The sequence below is a fragment of the Sulfurimonas crateris genome (assembly GCF_005217605.1).
In the GTDB taxonomy this organism is placed as follows: domain Bacteria; phylum Campylobacterota; class Campylobacteria; order Campylobacterales; family Sulfurimonadaceae; genus Sulfurimonas; species Sulfurimonas crateris.
The window spans coordinates 148,337-164,650 of record NZ_SZPX01000006.1; the positions used below are offsets into that span (position 1 = coordinate 148,337).

Sequence of the window (16,314 nt, forward strand, 5' to 3'; positions counted from 1 at the left end):
TCTATTTCTTACCTTTTTTTAGTATTAAAGTGACCCACTCATCTTGGTCTATTTTTTCTAAAATCTCGAAATCCTGATAAAACTTCAAAACCTTTGCTTCATATTTATCAAGTATCCCTGAGAGCACAAGTACTCCATCCTCTTTTAAAGCATTTTTGAGATCATTTGCTATAAAAATGAGAACGTCCGCAACGATATTCGCTACGACGACATCATAACTTCCTTTTGACTCCGAACAGGAGCCTTCCCACAAATTTTCAAACTCTACGGAGTTTAGCTCGGCATTTTGTCTGCTGTTCTCCACAGATGCGATATCAGTATCGCAGGCATCTACAACGGCGCCTATTTTTATGGCTCCTATCGCTAATATGCCGCTGCCACATCCAACATCTAAAACTCTGTCACCTTTTTTTACATATTTTGCTATTGCTCTTAAAGCTGATGCAGTTGTAGGATGGTGGCCCGTGCCGAATGCCAAAGCAGGATTTATCTCTATGTTTATCAGCTCTTTATGAGGTTCATCCCATGTCGGATGAATGTAGAATTTGTCGATTGTGAGGGGTTGTACGCTGTCTTGATAGAGCTGTACCCAATCACTGTTGTTGAGTTTTGTCTGCTCACACTCAATTTCTATATTTTCACCAAGCGCTTTTGAGAGAGCCTCTGCGAACTGCTCTAAACCCCAGATGATAGTATCTAGGTTGTCTTCGCTTCTTATAATAAAACCGTCATCCGTCTCTTCAAAACCAATCGGCAAAGTATCTGCTAAAAAATCGCAAAACAGTGAATGATGAGAAGATACACTGACTTTTAACTCAAAGTAGTGCTCTTGCATTACACCTCAATACCCATAACGGCACCAAGTTTCTCTTTTAAGACCTGTGGTGTAAACGGCTTGACAATGTAATTATTGACACCCGCTTTTAATGCGGTAATAACCTCTGCTTTACCGCCCTCTGTTGTTACCATGATGATTGGAAGATCTTTAAATCTCTCATCTGCACGAACCTTTTTAACAAGCTCAAGACCGTTCATCTCTGGCATGTTCCAATCCGTAATAAGCATATCCACATCTGGATTAGCGTCTAGTTCGCTCCAGCCTTCAACGCCGTCAGCACCTTCCAAGATATCTTTATGACCAAGTCTTGCCAATGTATTTTTTATAATACGGCGCATTGTAGAACTATCATCGACAACAAGTAATTTCAAAGGAAATCCTTTTTATAAAAATTTGCAAATTAATAAGCAATAATACCTAAATTTTATTTATTTTGCGATAAAGAGGTGCTTAAGAGAGTAGTTTGAACATCTTTGGCAAGTCAAGTGTTCCCTCATAATAGGCCTTGCCGATGATTACGCCCTCGACCAAGTTTGTCGCAATAAGGGCTTCTATATCGCTCTCATCTTTAACGCCGCCGCTTGCAATTGTACTTACTCCGCTCGCCTTTGCAATCTCAACCGTAAACTCTACATTTACACCGCCAAGTGTCCCGTCTTTACCGACATCTGTGCAAATTATAGCTTCTACTCCGGCATCTGCAAATTGACGAGCCAGATCTGTCGCACGCATAGAGCTCACCTCGCCCCACCCCTCAACTGCCACAAACCCGTCTATTGCGTCAATCCCGACAGCTATAGGGTATTTTGCCGCCATATCTTTTACAAACTGAGGGTCTTTAACTGCGATAGAACCTAGAATAACTCTGTCTATGCCGATTTCAAGCATCTTTTTAATAGTTGCTTCATCACGTATTCCGCCGCCAAGTTCAAGCTTTACACTGCAGTTCTCTCTTATCTTTATGATCTGATCCAAGTTTTTGGGCTCGCCCGCAAAAGCACCGTTTAGATCCACCAGATGAACCCACTCGGCACCCATCTCTTCAAACTTCTTAACAAGCATCCAAGGCTCATCTGAGTATATTTTTGCACTATCCATAAGACCTTTTGTCAGTCTTACCGCTTTTCCGTCTTTTAAATCAATCGCTGGGTATAAAGTCATGTAAATAAATCCTTAAATCATAAGCCACAAGTGGCGTAAGCCCTCTGCTGAAGAGAACTTAGTGTTAACGTAGCTAGCGAAATTACTTCCGATAGCGTGTCTATCATAGCCTTGTAAAATTTTCTAATATTTTAAGCCCGTTTTTATGGCTCTTTTCAGGGTGCGGCTGAATCCCCATAACGTTTTCGTGAGCAACCGCAGAAGCAAACTCATAGCCATATACGGTTTTACCTATCACATCCTCTTCGTTCTGACAAACGGCATGATATGAGTGAACAAAATAGAGATAGTGCTCCTCATCTAAACCTTTAAAAAGAGGGTGCTCTTTTGTAAACATCCTGTTCCATCCCATGTGAGGAACCTTCAAAGGCTCACTGAACTTTGATGTATCAAAAGCGACAACTTTGCCTTTAATAAGCCCTAGTCCTTCATTGCTTCCAAACTCTTGGGAACTCTCAAAGAGAAGCTGCATACCAAGACAGATCCCGAGTATCGGTCTGCCGCTAAGAGCAAACTCTCTTATGGCATCGATCATATTACGCTCTCTAAGATGCTCCATAGCATCTCCAAAAGCTCCCACTCCTGGAAGGATCAGCTTGTCGTAATCTTTAAACTTTTTTGGATCACTCTCAACGACCGTCTTGGCACCTACTTTGGCAAAAGCGTTTTGAACGCTTGCCAGATTTCCCATGTTATAATCAACAATTCCTATCATTCATCAATCTTTAGTTTTGTAAATTTTATATAGATCGCCAGCGTGATTAACAGCATCGCGACCCCTGCGACGATATACATCGCGTAAACAAGCTTCTCAGGGTCCGTAATTGCGAATTTGAAGACTAGCATTAGCGCCTCAATGGAGAGAGCGATTATAATTGAACCCAAAAATCTAACCATCGTCTTATGCGGACCTGATATACTGTTTTCCTTGTTCCTGCCTAGTATCTCTTCTTCGATAAGGGTCTTTGCCAGATCAAAGATTGCAAGGGCGAGCGTGATCAAAATAGTCGCTTCAAAGACATCTTTTATCTTAAAATGGCTAGGTGAGATCTCATAAACAAAAAAGCTCTGTATTCCTTTGAAAAAGAGCAGTACCGCGACCGCTATTAGCGCGAAGGAAAAAATTGCATACGAGTACTTAAAAAGAGAGGTAAAAAATTTATCAAACCTGCTAGATCTTGAGATCTTTATAACCTCTCTAAGAGGCATATCCAAGCATGCCACATACTTCAACTCTCCATGCTCATCATACACAGGCTGTGAAGCAGTTACGCACAGATCACCAGTTATAAGCGAAGGATATGGATCTGTTATAGTACATCTGCCCTCTCTTACGGCTCTGTAATAATAGGCACGGTCCGATCTTATTCTTCCCACATCATCATCGATCTGTCCTGTTGCGGTAAATGTTGGAGAGACCTGAACTCCACGATGATCGAGAAGATAGACGCCGTCACAATTTTCCAGATCTGCCTTTATCTTAAATAGACGGGGCATAATTGACTCTACGGAGAGAGAGGGGAGTCTGTTTTGAATATTTTTTGAAAAAAGATAACAGAAGTAGGCTCTTGCCTTGGTACGACCTTCAGAAAAATTTTGTATATCTGATATAACCACTTTTCGCGCCTTTTTTATTATTAATAGGCGCAATTATACCAAAGGCATTGTTACATTTTGATATAATCCGCTTCTAATATAAAAATCGGAGCAACTTTAATAATGGGTTTTAAAATTTTTTTAATGCTTGAAAATTTTTTGATGCTGCTGCCAAAATATGTGAGAAAAAACTTTTTTATTTTCTTGGCAACCATCTCATACTACCTCTCTTCAAGATATAGAAAAGTTGGTTTTACAAATCTGGATTTTATATTCGGGGAGAGACTTACACAAAATGAAAAAAAAGAGATAGTCAAATACAGTTTTAGAAATCTACTGCTTAACTTTTTGCATCTGATGGAGATCAGACATATGAGCAAAGAGGATCTAGCAGGGAAAGTGACCATTAGAAATATGGAGGCTGTAGAAAAAGCTCATAATGAGGGACGTGCTGTTATATACGTAACTCCCCACTACTGTGCTTGGGAGCTTGGCGGAGCATCCATAGGAGCCTTTGCCGAACCGATTGCAGCCGTTTACAAAAAAATGAAAAACCAAGAGTATCAAAAATGGACCTTGGAGTCGCGGGAGAGATTCTCCAACAGCTCTTTAGAGAAGTCCAATGTCGTAAGACCTCTTATTAAGCTTATCAAAAATAGAGGTGCCAGCGGTATTTTGATCGATACGGGGATAAATAAAAAGGATGGTTTAAAGGTAGAGTTTATGGGCAAGTTTGTTCACCAGACCTCAACACCTGCCTATCTTGCGAGAAAGTTTAATGCCGCTATTATTCCGGTTATTATGACTACGGATGATGAAGAGAACTATACTCTGAAGTTTTTTGACGAGATTGAGGTGCAAAAGAGCGAAGATGAGCAAGCTGACATCTTAAAGGCTACACAACTTCAAGCGGACTGGCTCACTAAGCTTATTACTAATGAGCCGAAATTCTGGTTTTGGATACACAGAAGATTTAAGAGTGATTACCCAGAGATATACAAAAAGAGTTAACTCGGCTCTGCCCTTGATTCACACTCTTTTGTTCTAGCCTCAAATAGCTTCATGATCGTGAGAAAAAATGCGGTGATCGCAGGTCCCAGTATCATTCCCCAGAAACCAAAGGTCGTAAGTCCTGCAATGATCGCAAAAAAGATAATAAGCTCATTCATCTTCGCATCATCCTCTTTTAGGAGCCTTAGATTTATCTCTTTTATAATTAAAGGTTTTATAAAAGTATCCGCTATCACCGAAATGACCACTATAGAGTATAGCGCTATAAATATGGCATTTGAGCTGTTTCCTGTAGAGAACTCATATAGCATAAACGGAAGCCACATAAGTGCTCCACCGACTACGGGGATCAGAGATGCAAATCCGTACATGATCCCAAACAGAAGCCCGTTGTAACCCATAAAAGATATGGCAACGCCAAAGAGTATGCCCTGAAACATAGCATTTACTATGATCGAGTAAAAAACGACACTCATGACCGACGAGAGCTCTTTTGCCAAAAGCGTTGTCTCTTCAACCGACATCTGAACGACTCTTTTTAGAAAATCTACTACAAATCCGCCGTTATATTGTGCAAAAAAATAAAAAACAATTACAAGAAAAGAGTTTTTAAGATAGCCGGCACTTAAAGAACCTATGTTTCCAGTAAAAGAGATTACATAAGATGCAATAGAATTAACACTCACATCCTTCATCATATCATCCGTAAATGGCTTTAAAAAAGAGAGATAATCGGGCGGAGTCTCTAAAAATTCTCTAATAAATATCTCTATATTCTTAAAGACTACAGGGTCCATGCTGTTTAGTTTTATAGTAAGGGTTGCCAAAAAATATCCAAGCGGCACAAAAAAGAGAACCGCCAGCAAAAAGCTCGATATTAGCGCGGCGAAAAACTTTGATTTTAACACTTTCTCAAAGAAGTTCTGGATATTTGAAGTCGATATTGCAAGAAGCGCCGCAATAACCATGCCCATTAAGAACGGGGCATAGAGCAGATACATCCAGTAGAGCGACGTTGCGAATAAAATGGCAACAAAATATTGCGGCTTCAAAACAGGCCTCCTTCTTCTTGGTATGGAATTTCGATGTTTAATATCTCATAAGTACTTCTGGTAGCTCTTCTGCCTTTGGCAGTTCTCTCCAGATAACCGTTGGCAATTAGATAAGGCTCCAAAACATCCTCTACGGTCCCCTCATCTTCACTAAGCGCTGCTGCTATGGTACTTAACCCGATAGCCCTTCCGTTTGCTCCGACAAGCAGATTTAAAAGCTTTATATCCATCTCATCAAAGCCGTGAGAGTTTATTCCAAGCTCTTCAAGCGCATATTTTGTTCTTGAGTGCGCTATATCTTTCTCATTTGCTACATCTGCAAAATCTCTTACACGGCGCAGAAGTCTAAGTGCGATACGCGGAGTTCCGCGGCTTCTTTTGGCTATCTCTAAACACGCTTCATGCGCTATGGCTTTGCTTAATTTTCTAGATGCCTGAGAGATGATCTTTGCAAGCTCGTCAGAAGAGTAGAACTGCATCCTAAAGTTCATCCCGAATCTGTCTCTAAGAGGGTTGGAGAGCATTCCCGCTCTTGTTGTTGCACCTACGAGAGTAAAACGAGGAAGGTCTATCTTTACGGTCTGTGCTGCAGGACCGCTTCCTATGATAATGTCGATCCTAAAATCTTCCATAGATGAGTATAGTATCTCTTCAACGGCGGGAGATAGGCGGTGGATCTCATCTATAAAGAGTATGTCACCCTCTTCCAAATTAGTAAGTATTGCCGCCAGATCTCCGCTTTTTTCTATCATAGGAGCAGCCGTTACTTTAATATTTGCATCCATCTCGTTTGCAATAATAAGAGCCAAAGTGGTCTTACCCAACCCCGGAGGTCCGAAAAAGAGAATGTGGTCAAGCGCCTCGCCCCTTTTTTTGCTCGCTTCTATAAAGACGCCGAGATTTTTTTTGATCTGCTCCTGCCCGATATACTCACTCCAAGCACTTGGGCGAAGCGTTATCTCGCAGCTCTCCTCGTTGTCAAATCTCTCTATCTCTACCAATCTTTCCATAATCTCTCCGTAAGGCATTTTATAATTCTCGAAAAACTTAGTTTTTCGTAGCTTTAGGGGGTTGTAGGGACTGGGTCTGCCCCCTTGGGTATTAGTCCCTGCCACTAAAACGGGCGAGTTCGTTTTAGTGCGTAACATCAATTAGTAAGTGTGTATATCTTGAGGGAACTCGCCGCTTCTAACCTCATCGGAGTAGCTCTTTATCGCACCCTTTACCAAAGAGGCTCCATCCATATATTTCTTTACAAATTTAGGAGTAAACTCCTCAAACAGACCAAGCATATCAGAAAAAACAAGCACCTGCCCATCTACATCTTTTCCTGCACCGATTCCGATAACCGGTATTGAGACACTCTTTGCGACCTCTTTTGCGACATCGGCTTTTACACCCTCTATGACCATACAAAACGCACCGGCTCTCTCAACCGCTTTGGCATCTCTGATGAGCTGCTCCTGCTCCTCTTGGCTCTTACCCTTTACCTTATATCCACCCTCTGAACGAACAGCTTGTGGCAGCAGTCCTATGTGTCCGCAGACCGCTATACCGTTTGAGCAGAGATGTTCGATAATATGTGCTTTATCCTCTCCTCCCTCTATCTTTAGAGCATCAACGGTGGTCTCTTGAAATACCCTTATGGAGTTTCTCAGAGCTTCATCAGGATTTATATATGTACCAAAAGGCATATCGCAGATCAAAAAACTGCTCTTTGCACCCTGTGCGACCGCATTTGTATGGTAGATCATCTGCTCAAGTGTTGCACTCAGCGTATCGCCCTTGCCTGCAAAGCTCATATTAAGGCTATCCCCAACCAAAATTATGTCACAACTAGGCTCCAGCAATCTCGCAAACAGCGCATCATAAGCAGTTATCATAACCAGCTTGGAAGCACCCTTGCTTTTTTTGATGGAAGTTATTGTCATTTTCTTAGTCATATAAACACTCTTTCTTTGTAATAAAGGTATTTTAACTAAATATTGCTATAATTTTGGCCATATAGGAGAAATATTTTATGGGCGTAAGAAGTGATTTAGATTCCAACTTTGATTATGAAATAGTCGATGAGTTTCTGGACCACTACTCTATGATGGTTGACTATATGGAGAGTATGATTATAGACCTCTCCAAGCCCAATATGTATGAGATAAGCGTAAATGAACTTTTTCGCGTCTTTCACAACATCAAGTCTGCCTCGAGTTTTTTAAAGATCACACCCATAGCAAAGCTTGCAGCTTTTGTTGAAGATACGCTTGAGACCATAAGAACCCAGCATAAAAGCGTCAATGAAGAGACGATAAACTGGCTTTTGGAGATCAGCGATATGTTTGCTATCTGGAAAGATGATCTCAAACTTGACAATGAGCTGACACACATAAAATATTCTCTACTTAAATTACCAGATCTGGAGAGCAGTTGAAAAAATTAGTGGCATACATAACATCCGGTTATCCGGAAAAATCTTTTAGTATCGATCTGGCGCTGGCGCTGGCACAGAGTGGCGTTGATGCCATAGAACTTGGTGTTCCGTTTTCAGACCCCGTTGCTGACGGTCCGGCCATCGAAGATGCAAACCATAAAGCTCTTGGACTTGGATTTAAATTTAAGCACCTTTTAGAGATCTCAGAAGTCGTCGCTCCAAAGGTCGATACTCTCTGGATGGGCTACTTCAACAGCTTTTATCAACACGACTTAAACAACCTGATCCCGCTTGCAAAAAAAATAGGAGTAAACGGACTGATAATCCCTGACCTTCCTTATGAAGAAACACTTGCTTACAAAGAACTCTTTGACTCAAACAGCATCTCAAACATAAGTTTTGTAGCACCGACAGATACCGAGGAGAGAATAGAGAAGATAGTAAAAGAGTCTAAAAAGTTTATCTATATGGTAGCCTATGCGGGAATAACAGGTTCAGGCGTTTCCGAGGACCTTCAACCGATACTCTCATCAATCAAAAAATATACGCCAACACCCGTGTATGTAGGGTTTGGAGTAAATGAAAAGACAGCAAAAGAGAAAGTAAAGGGCGCTGATGGCGTCATAGTCGGAAGTGCTTTTGTAAATATACTTTTAAACGATGATCTGACTTACAAGCAAAAAACAGATAAGTGTTGCGAACTTGCACAAATTATAAAAAATGAGATAAACAGTTAGAAAGCTTGTGATTGTTTTTTTGGAGGGTGGATATTTTGCTAAGTAAAATGGTGCGCCCGACATGATTCGAACATGTGACCGCTGGTACCGCAAACCTTTGTACTATCGTTTCTTAAAATGTAAAACCACCTATTTTTAGGGGCTTATAGCATACTTACTTTACTATAACAATATCATTTAGGGTATAATAGTGTCAAAAGAAGTGGGATACAAAGTGGGACTTTGATTATTATCTCTAAATTTTCATATATAGGACTGCGATATGGCTTTACCGAATGAATTCATCAATGATATTAGCTCACTAAAAGGTCTTAAAGCAAATAAGGACTTCACACGCTTTAGATATCGCTTTAAAGTAGAGGGTAAAGAGTATACCACTACCATTGATTATTCTTCCAAAAAAGCCTGGACTCCTAAAGTTAGAAAAGACAACGCTCGCAAAGAAGCAGAACTGTTTAAAGAACGAAAAAAAGTTGAAACCTTACAACCGTTTAATCCCGATACCAAAGTAAGCTTTATTGCAAAAGAGTATTTTCATAAAAAATGTGCAGATACGCAATGGACAAATGATCGTAAAAGGTTATATGAGTTATATATTGAACCTTTCATAGGAAACAAACAAATTAGTAAAATCTCTGAATACCATATTGACTCTATTCGAAAAAATATGGAAACAACAAATCACCATCAATATAAAGAAGGTGGAAACAGTATCCGCTCAATAGAAAAAGTTTTGTTTCAAGTTCTTAAGCCTATTTTAGAATATGCTAAATCCAATGGTGCAATTCAAAAGTTACCACAGATGACAATTCCTAATCGACCAAAGAGAAGTCAACGCAAAAGAAAAGTGAAAAATGCAAGTGAAAAACTAGTCTTACTATATAATGCTATTAATACTAGATATCAAAATGATCCATTTTACAGAGCCTTGTTTTTATTTGCATTTCACGGTAGAAGATGGGGAGAGATAAAAACTCTTCACTGGGAGAGTGTAGATTTCCAAGCTGAAAAATACACCATAGAAGCTCAGTATAACAAGATCGGTGAAGATCAAGAATATTTTCTGCCTGCAGATATCCAGATAGCTTTTGAGGAAATATGTTTAGATAAAACAGGGCTCGTATTTAAAAGCCCAAAAACAAAACAAATTATGGATAGTCCGCGTAGACAACTTTCCAAACTAAAAGATGACACAGGCATTCAAGAGTTAACAATGCATTATTTCAGACATTTATTAGCTACAGCACTCAGTGAGTATGGTGCTGCCGCTCCTGTGATGAGTGCGGCACTTGGACATACACGCTCGGATACAGTTGACTTATATTACAGAAGTGCAAACCATTTAAAAGGTTCTCAAGACGCTATCACTCAATTAGAAAAAATTGTGTCTATACAGAATCTATGAGACTGTTGTATATTTTACTCCTCTACTCTGCAAAGTCTAATCTCCAAGAGCAGATCATCTCTTTTAAAGTACTCGTTTTTATAGATCTCCCAGTTGTTGTTTTTACTTACAAGCATCTTTTGGTTATTGGCAATGCCGGTTGAGCAAAGGAGCTTCTTTTGATTTGCAAACGCCTCTACTTTTTCATCCATATCAAATGAGTTTATATGGTTAATGCCTAGTTTTAACATGTACATAGAACCCGTAAACAATACTGAAACCAAAGCAATAACCGCTACGCTCTCTAAAATACTCTTCATATCTTTTGTCTCCTTTGTTAAAACAGCTTCATAAAAAGCTCTCTGATCTTGCTGTATCGCTCATACTTTACTATTACGACTACTACACCTATAAATATACCGATCCCTAGATAGAGAAGCAGCGGCGGCTCATTTGAAGGTGGAAAAAACTCTCTTATAAGTATCAGTGTATCTTGATTTAAAACCATTGCTATTCTCTTTCATTACACCTAGATATGGAAACTATCTTGTCTTCTTTGACAAACTTGTCTCCTATTTTTTTACTTTTTTAACTCACTTTTATCTTGAGCAAACTCATGTGAGAGAAACTTCTCTCTTTGGATGATGCAGTATTCTTTATATCTGCATATATATTTGCTTGACACTTCTCTCTTATGCACTCCCGAAACCCTATATGTTCCAAAGAGCCAGAAGAGAGAGCTTTTCTTTATTAGCTCTTTTGGGTGTTTGCAAAGAAGCTTTTCATAATCACTCCCCAAAGCGCTGTGTTCGTTGTAGAGTGTTTGTCTTCCCTCTATGGTATAGATGCCATTCTCATCCAAGGAGAGCGTTGCATCGAAAAAAACACTATGCATCTCTTTATGCCCTATATGGTAAAAACGCTCACCTGTAGGATTTACAAGTATCTCTCTGTTGTGCTCATCTATTAAGATGTTTACATTGCTGTAGAGTATTTTTGACATTGGCTCTCCTTGTTTCTTTAGTAGAGTATAATTGTAAGATATGGGAGTGCGGGCGTTGTTTCGCTCTTTTTATTTTTAAAGCTCAAACCTGCTAAGGGTGATGAGTTTTAGATTTTTATCGCACAGGTTCATCTTCATAGCTATGCGTTTTTTATTGGCGTCTTGCATGATCCAAGTAAGTTTTTTACGCTCTGAGAGTATCTTTTTGGCGATATCTACAAAGTCGCTGTCAGAGGAGATAAATATAAACTCTTCATACTCTTTGAGGATTCTGTAGACACTCTTTATCTTTGCATCACTATCGCTCTTATGTGCTACGAGCACTTCAAAACCGTTCTTTTGCATAGAGATAAGCTTGGAGTTTTTTATGGGGTTAGTAGTTATGATAAATGAACGTTCCGGTGCGAACTTGAGTGAGTTTTTTATTTTTAGAAGATGGCTGTAAGGTATATTCTCCAGATCCCAAAGCAGCACCGCCTTTTCTCTGTAGTTGCCACTTCCCCAAGTTACCTCTTTTATAACATCTTCATCAACGGCTTGAAAATAGTTCTCAAAACAAAAAAATGAAAACATCTGCCCGCTACCTCTTCTGCTCACAGTTTATTATTTCTAAAAGCAGATCCTCTTTTTTAAAATAGCTATCCTCATAAACACTCCATCCCTCTTTTATAGAGACAAGATAGTGCTCCTTCTTTTTAAACGCTCCGGTTTCACAGATAAAAGAGTTCTCGTCATAAAACGCTCTTCTTTTCTCTTTAACGGCACTGTTGTCATAGAGCGCAAAGAGATAGGAGAGTATGGTTACAAATACAAAGGAGCCCATAAAGATAAAGAGTATCGTCCATAGTGAAGGCTTTTGACCCCTTTTTAAAGCCGAGAAGTGCAGCAGCACCAGCGCAAAACCAAGGATGATTGAGAGTTTAAAGATTTCAAGAGCCACGCTATCGCCTTCTTCTGTTTTTATAAAAAGTATAAGAAATGCGTGTGAAAACGTGGTTGCGTTTTAGAGAGGGCAGAATATATTTAGATTAATTGAGGTTTTAAAAGAGAGTGCGGACTACTTTTTTACACTCTCTATCTTTTGGCAGATCTCAGTCATAACATACTCTAGCTTTTTTGCTTTTTCGTAGTAGTCCAGAAACGGTTCTACCCAGTTTGGGATTACTAAAGGTTTGCCTTCTCTCATCACTCCCCAATTGTTGATTGTTGAATAGGGAACTCTGCATAATTCGGAGAAATCTTGTTTTGAGATTTCAAGCTCTTTCAACCTTAGAATAAATTGCTCTTTTGTCATAAACATACCTTTTTATACTATATTTGGATAATTTTACCATATAAAATACTAATATAGCAATTTAGTTCTTGACATAATATGCATATTAGTATATAATTTACTTAATAAATACTAATATAGGATAAAAGGAGAATGGATGAGAAAAGCAAAACACTTAACAAAAGAGTACAGATATACAATCTTTGTACTCACAATAGAACTTTTGGTGAGTATTACTCAAGCACTGCCGCTTTTAAGTAACGCTGCATAATGAAAGGAGTTTTACTATGGCACAAAAATCATATGACAAAGCTCTTTTTAGACTTATCTCCATACTCACTATGCTCACTAAAGATGAAAGACCTACTATCTCATCTTTGGCAGAGGAGTTTAATGTTTCTAAAAGAACAATACAGACCGATATTTATCAAAGGCTCTGTGGCTGGGATATCACCAAAGATAAGCTTGGGAGGCTTGTTTTTAGGGATGGGTTTGATATTTTTAGCACTACTGCATAACTTTGTTCTTTAGTTTTTGCAGTTGCTATTGTAAAAATCTTCTTCATATAACTCCTTGTTGTTTACAATGGGCTATCTGCGTTTTCTAAAAATAGTCGGTTCATCAAAATCTGCACTTAAATCTATTTTATTCCCATTGCCCTCATTCATTCGCAATGACTCATTCCCTAAAATGGGCTCTTTTATCTTCATCATCTCTTCTACGCTCACTCCGCCATAAGCTGATAAAATCTGCTCAAGCGTTGTGCAAAACCCCTTAATATGTGCAAGTATTACTTCGCTTTTACCCTCGGCTTTGGATTTTTTATACTCTTTATAACCCTCTTCTAGGCTCTGTAGCATCTCTTGTGTTGGTATTTGCATCATTGGTTTATTCCTTTTTGGCGTTTTAATATCTCTGATCAATCATTCAGGTAAAATATACTCTCTTAACTCATTTTCTATCTTCTCTTTAAGCGACAACGGCTCAATTACTCTTATGTGCGGCAACCATTTTTTGATAAGCTCTTCAATCTCAAGCTCTTGTGTTACCCTAAAAGAAAGCACTAAATCTCCATCCGGTTTTTGTTCGACTATGCGTTGTGATGGAAGAGCGTTTTTGGCTTTAAAAAAACGAGCCTTCTCTTTTTTCACTTCTACGACGACATCTATCATATGCTTTTTATAACCACTTCTGTAGGTCGAAAATGGTGTTTGTATCTCTTTGATGAAATCTTCTATCTCGTAGTTTTTATGAAACTGCTTAGGAACCATCTGTACTTCGGCTATATTTGAGACTCGTAACTGAGTTAATTCATATTGGCTATCTACCACTTCGCATACAAGATAGAAGTTTTGGTTGATAAAGAGGATTTTATAGGGTTTGACATCCATAACTTCTGTTTTATCGTTTACGCCGTATTTGACCATAAGGTGCTGTTGATGATGTATTGCATTTTCCATCTCTTTGAAGAGTTGATAGTCACTCTTTTTGTTCTCATAGGGCTTGTCTATAAACATATAGCAATCTTTAGACTTTTTAAGCTGCGACTCTAGTAGTCTTTTGTCTGAATCACATAAATCTATGTTTGCAAAAAGATTGCTCTTTTGTGCAACATTGTAAACCTGCGCCATCATGGAGATGGTCTCAGGAGTCAAAAAGTTCTCAAACGCTTTTTTGGTGATGGCTTTATAGCATCCCTTATCACCACGAATCAGCTCAAATGATTCCGGAAAAATAAGCTTTATGACATCCAAATCTCTGCGAATAGTTTTATCTGAAACAGCATTGAGTATGTTTACTTCTTTTTTTGTATTTTTCTTTTTATCTTTGTAAGCCTCTTGATACCACAGATTAGTACTACCTTCTAGATCAGCTTCCTCTCTCAGTTTATCTATACAAACTTTTTTTCCATCGTTAAATCGTTTTAAAAGTTCCAAAACTCTTGCTGTTTGGTTTGTCATCTCTGTTTTTCCTCTCTTTTTTTTACTCATCGACAGTAGTAAATGTCCCATCGCTATGATAGTAAGTGTTGCCTACTTTGTTGGAGTATGAACCGTCACTGTTGTAGATGCTACTACCGACTTTGTTGCTGTAAGAACCATCACTGCGATGTACACTATTGCCGTTTATATTGCTGTAACTTCCGTCACTATGATAGACGCTGTTGCCACTTTTTGTGCTGTAGCTTCCATCGCTATGGTACATGCTATTTCCACTACGAGTACCATAACTGCCATCACTATTTCTATAGCCTCCAGCACTTACCGCTTCAACACCCACTACCGCCAAAAACACCACTAATACTAATCTCTTGTACATAAATCTCCTTTTTTAAAAGCTTTTTGCTTTTATGGGAGAATTGTAGTTTTAATTATAGACATATTTTGACTAAATGTAAATCATTTTATTTTGTCTATATTTTTCAAGATTATCTCTCTTGCCTCTTTTGCTAAAAGCACATAGTATTCATTCTGTGGCTCTATCAGCTTGATTTCTAAGTTGTATTGTGCTACGTCGAGTTGCTCAAGGCTGCTATAAAGCTTTTTTAAATCATCAAATGTGATAAATCTTGAGTAGAGAAGATTTTGTAGTATCGCTTCGTCTTTTGTGATGGCAACGGCAAGGTCAAATATATCTCTTGTTAAATTGTCCTCTTTGCGCCATTTCACTTTTTTTGCGATGATATCTTCAACGCTTTCATAGTAAAGATCATAGCTCAAATCTAAAATGCTGTTTTTTATGGGCGGTTTTATGATGGACTCATTTAGGATAAAATCCACTTTTATCTCATCTTTTGTTTTGAGTGCGACATGGTGGTTGAGTCCGTCAAATCTATATTCGCTCTTATTAAAGAGCGTGGTTTCATCGATATACCATTTGGGGTTTAAAAAATCAAAAAGCTGACTCTCTGTTATAAAAATATCTATATCAAAAGATTTTCTATGTCCAAAGTGAAACATAGAGAGTGCAGTTCCGCCGCCAAATACCCACCAGTTTTTTATACTAGAGTGCATCTCTATAGGTTTTAAAAGCTCAAAATAGACTCTGTTTAAAGTCTCCATCTGGATATCAAAGTTCTTCAAAAAGCCATTCATACTCTGCTATCGCCTTTGCATTAAATGTAGTAAGGTAAAACTCATAGAGCTTTTTAATGTTTGATTTTTTAATCTTATGCAGTTCACAATACTTGATAACATCTTCATAGCTTACTTCTTTAAAGAGTGTCGTGATGGCATAATGATATTTTGCTTCAGTCGATGCAAGAGAAAATATATGAAACAAATCATCCACACTATAGTGAAGCTCTTTGTCGCTTATAGAGTTGTTGATAGATGAGAGTATCCATTTTGCACTGTTTGCTTTTTTATCTTCCATGCTTATCTCTACATAAGGCTTAATAAAGGCGTACTCCTCTTTATCTAAACTCAAATCATACTCGACTTGTTTCATAAGGATAAATTCGGGCTTAAGTCCAAAAAACTTTGCAAACTTCTTTGCAGTGTGCAGTGTAAAGCCTCGCTTATGCTGGTAAAGCTCACTAATAGTTTTTTTTCCTATGGCTAGTGACTTACAAAGCATATCTTGCGTAATGTTGTTTGGCTCTATATATTTTTCTTTTATAAAATCAATCGGTGCTACCATTTATTTATCTCTTTATGATAATTTATAATACTTCTAATATTATCATAATATGATAAATTACAGGCTAAATATCTTTATATTTTTTTCTACTATAGATTTTCTTACTCTATTTTACTCTTTCAACGGGACTAAACGCCCAAGTGACTCTTGTTTTTGGTTTAAGGATTTTTATGGTTTGTTCTTTCATAGCAT

General features: G+C 38.4%; 24 protein-coding genes. 5 read left to right on the forward strand and 19 right to left on the reverse strand.

Annotated elements, in window-relative coordinates; translation table 11 throughout:
• Nucleotide 1: 1 nt before the first annotated feature.
• From FCU45_RS08600 to FCU45_RS08620, 5 genes are all read right to left on the reverse strand, one after another.
• The gene (locus FCU45_RS08600) at nucleotides 2–835 is read right to left on the reverse strand and encodes a 50S ribosomal protein L11 methyltransferase (RefSeq protein WP_137014313.1); all 834 of its coding nucleotides are present in this window, start codon (nucleotides 833–835) and stop codon (nucleotides 2–4) included.
• Nucleotides 835–1,209 (reverse strand): chemotaxis response regulator CheY, encoded by a 375-nt coding sequence (locus tag FCU45_RS08605; protein WP_137014315.1) that lies wholly within the window; start codon nucleotides 1,207–1,209, stop codon nucleotides 835–837. The genes FCU45_RS08600 and FCU45_RS08605 overlap by 1 nt, the downstream gene beginning before the upstream one ends.
• A 79-nt stretch (nucleotides 1,210–1,288) precedes the next feature.
• Nucleotides 1,289–1,999 (reverse strand): 1-(5-phosphoribosyl)-5-[(5-phosphoribosylamino)methylideneamino]imidazole-4-carboxamide isomerase, encoded by a 711-nt coding sequence (gene hisA / locus FCU45_RS08610; protein WP_137014317.1) that lies wholly within the window; start codon nucleotides 1,997–1,999, stop codon nucleotides 1,289–1,291.
• Between the two features lie 103 nt (nucleotides 2,000–2,102).
• Nucleotides 2,103–2,714: an imidazole glycerol phosphate synthase subunit HisH gene (gene hisH / locus FCU45_RS08615; RefSeq protein ID WP_137014319.1), complete on the reverse strand. Its 612-nt coding sequence runs from the start codon at nucleotides 2,712–2,714 to the stop codon at nucleotides 2,103–2,105.
• Nucleotides 2,711–3,616, reverse strand: a complete 906-nt coding sequence (locus tag FCU45_RS08620; protein ID WP_137014321.1) for a PDC sensor domain-containing protein — start codon at nucleotides 3,614–3,616, stop codon at nucleotides 2,711–2,713. Before FCU45_RS08620 ends, hisH begins: the two co-directional genes overlap by 4 nt.
• 102 nt (nucleotides 3,617–3,718) lie before the next feature.
• Here FCU45_RS08620 and FCU45_RS08625 point away from each other — a divergent pair, with 102 nt between their 5' ends.
• Entirely contained in the window at nucleotides 3,719–4,606 is an 888-nt protein-coding gene (locus FCU45_RS08625) for a lipid A biosynthesis lauroyl acyltransferase (RefSeq protein WP_137014323.1), read from the forward strand.
• Here FCU45_RS08625 and FCU45_RS08630 read toward each other — a convergent pair.
• From FCU45_RS08630 to panB, 3 genes are all read right to left on the reverse strand, one after another.
• The gene (locus FCU45_RS08630) at nucleotides 4,603–5,658 is read right to left on the reverse strand and encodes an AI-2E family transporter (protein ID WP_137014325.1); all 1,056 of its coding nucleotides are present in this window, start codon (nucleotides 5,656–5,658) and stop codon (nucleotides 4,603–4,605) included. The two genes, FCU45_RS08625 and FCU45_RS08630, sit on opposite strands and share 4 nt — an antisense overlap.
• Nucleotides 5,655–6,668: a Holliday junction branch migration DNA helicase RuvB gene (ruvB, locus tag FCU45_RS08635; RefSeq protein WP_137014327.1), complete on the reverse strand. Its 1,014-nt coding sequence runs from the start codon at nucleotides 6,666–6,668 to the stop codon at nucleotides 5,655–5,657. The genes FCU45_RS08630 and ruvB overlap by 4 nt, the downstream gene beginning before the upstream one ends.
• Nucleotides 6,669–6,809: 141 nt before the next feature.
• On the reverse strand, nucleotides 6,810–7,601 hold the full coding sequence (gene panB / locus FCU45_RS08640) for a 3-methyl-2-oxobutanoate hydroxymethyltransferase (RefSeq protein WP_137014329.1): 792 nt from the start codon (nucleotides 7,599–7,601) through the stop codon (nucleotides 6,810–6,812).
• A 77-nt stretch (nucleotides 7,602–7,678) separates the two neighbouring features.
• Between panB and FCU45_RS08645 the strand changes: the two genes are divergently transcribed.
• The 3 genes from FCU45_RS08645 (at nucleotide 7,679) to FCU45_RS08655 (ending at nucleotide 10,225) form a co-directional block, all read left to right on the forward strand.
• Nucleotides 7,679–8,083, forward strand: a complete 405-nt coding sequence (locus FCU45_RS08645; RefSeq protein ID WP_137014331.1) for an Hpt domain-containing protein — start codon at nucleotides 7,679–7,681, stop codon at nucleotides 8,081–8,083.
• Complete coding sequence (gene trpA, locus FCU45_RS08650; protein WP_137014333.1) at nucleotides 8,080–8,820, forward strand: tryptophan synthase subunit alpha; 741 nt, start codon at nucleotides 8,080–8,082, stop codon at nucleotides 8,818–8,820. Before FCU45_RS08645 ends, trpA begins: the two co-directional genes overlap by 4 nt.
• Nucleotides 8,821–9,082: 262 nt before the next feature.
• Nucleotides 9,083–10,225, forward strand: coding sequence for a tyrosine-type recombinase/integrase (locus FCU45_RS08655; RefSeq protein ID WP_137014335.1), 1,143 nt, complete (start codon nucleotides 9,083–9,085; stop codon nucleotides 10,223–10,225).
• Nucleotides 10,226–10,239: 14 nt separating this feature from the next.
• Here FCU45_RS08655 and FCU45_RS08660 read toward each other — a convergent pair whose 3' ends face one another.
• The 6 genes from FCU45_RS08660 to FCU45_RS08680 all read right to left on the reverse strand — a co-directional run bounded on the left by FCU45_RS08660 (nucleotide 10,240) and on the right by FCU45_RS08680 (nucleotide 12,501).
• Entirely contained in the window at nucleotides 10,240–10,524 is a 285-nt protein-coding gene (locus FCU45_RS08660; protein ID WP_137014337.1) for a hypothetical protein, read from the reverse strand.
• Between the two features lie 17 nt (nucleotides 10,525–10,541).
• Nucleotides 10,542–10,712 carry a hypothetical protein gene (locus tag FCU45_RS11610; protein WP_170175847.1) on the reverse strand — a complete coding sequence of 57 codons (171 nt, stop codon included), beginning with the start codon at nucleotides 10,710–10,712 and terminating at the stop codon, nucleotides 10,542–10,544.
• Between the two features lie 72 nt (nucleotides 10,713–10,784).
• Complete coding sequence (locus FCU45_RS08665; RefSeq protein WP_188109228.1) at nucleotides 10,785–11,207, reverse strand: hypothetical protein; 423 nt, start codon at nucleotides 11,205–11,207, stop codon at nucleotides 10,785–10,787.
• A 75-nt stretch (nucleotides 11,208–11,282) separates the two neighbouring features.
• Nucleotides 11,283–11,780, reverse strand: a complete 498-nt coding sequence (locus FCU45_RS08670; protein ID WP_137014339.1) for an NYN domain-containing protein — start codon at nucleotides 11,778–11,780, stop codon at nucleotides 11,283–11,285.
• 7 nt (nucleotides 11,781–11,787) lie between these two features.
• Nucleotides 11,788–12,147 carry a hypothetical protein gene (locus FCU45_RS08675; RefSeq protein WP_137014341.1) on the reverse strand — a complete coding sequence of 120 codons (360 nt, stop codon included), beginning with the start codon at nucleotides 12,145–12,147 and terminating at the stop codon, nucleotides 11,788–11,790.
• A gap of 117 nt (nucleotides 12,148–12,264) precedes the next feature.
• Nucleotides 12,265–12,501 carry a hypothetical protein gene (locus FCU45_RS08680; protein ID WP_137014343.1) on the reverse strand — a complete coding sequence of 79 codons (237 nt, stop codon included), beginning with the start codon at nucleotides 12,499–12,501 and terminating at the stop codon, nucleotides 12,265–12,267.
• A gap of 266 nt (nucleotides 12,502–12,767) precedes the next feature.
• Here FCU45_RS08680 and FCU45_RS08685 point away from each other — a divergent pair, with 266 nt between their 5' ends.
• Nucleotides 12,768–12,998, forward strand: a complete 231-nt coding sequence (locus FCU45_RS08685; RefSeq protein ID WP_137014345.1) for an HTH domain-containing protein — start codon at nucleotides 12,768–12,770, stop codon at nucleotides 12,996–12,998.
• A 72-nt stretch (nucleotides 12,999–13,070) separates the two neighbouring features.
• Here FCU45_RS08685 and FCU45_RS08690 read toward each other — a convergent pair whose 3' ends face one another.
• The 5 genes from FCU45_RS08690 to FCU45_RS08710 all read right to left on the reverse strand — a co-directional run bounded on the left by FCU45_RS08690 (nucleotide 13,071) and on the right by FCU45_RS08710 (nucleotide 16,122).
• The gene (locus FCU45_RS08690) at nucleotides 13,071–13,364 is read right to left on the reverse strand and encodes a hypothetical protein (RefSeq protein ID WP_137014347.1); all 294 of its coding nucleotides are present in this window, start codon (nucleotides 13,362–13,364) and stop codon (nucleotides 13,071–13,073) included.
• Between the two features lie 39 nt (nucleotides 13,365–13,403).
• Nucleotides 13,404–14,441: a helix-turn-helix transcriptional regulator gene (locus tag FCU45_RS08695; protein ID WP_170175848.1), complete on the reverse strand. Its 1,038-nt coding sequence runs from the start codon at nucleotides 14,439–14,441 to the stop codon at nucleotides 13,404–13,406.
• A 22-nt stretch (nucleotides 14,442–14,463) separates the two neighbouring features.
• A complete protein-coding gene (locus tag FCU45_RS08700) occupies nucleotides 14,464–14,799 on the reverse strand; it encodes a hypothetical protein (RefSeq protein WP_223175814.1) in 336 nt (111 codons plus the stop codon).
• 80 nt (nucleotides 14,800–14,879) lie between these two features.
• Nucleotides 14,880–15,575 (reverse strand): nucleotidyl transferase AbiEii/AbiGii toxin family protein, encoded by a 696-nt coding sequence (locus tag FCU45_RS08705; protein WP_137014351.1) that lies wholly within the window; start codon nucleotides 15,573–15,575, stop codon nucleotides 14,880–14,882.
• Nucleotides 15,550–16,122: a helix-turn-helix transcriptional regulator gene (locus FCU45_RS08710; protein ID WP_137014353.1), complete on the reverse strand. Its 573-nt coding sequence runs from the start codon at nucleotides 16,120–16,122 to the stop codon at nucleotides 15,550–15,552. The genes FCU45_RS08705 and FCU45_RS08710 overlap by 26 nt, the downstream gene beginning before the upstream one ends.
• Between the last annotated feature and the right edge of the window lie 192 nt (nucleotides 16,123–16,314).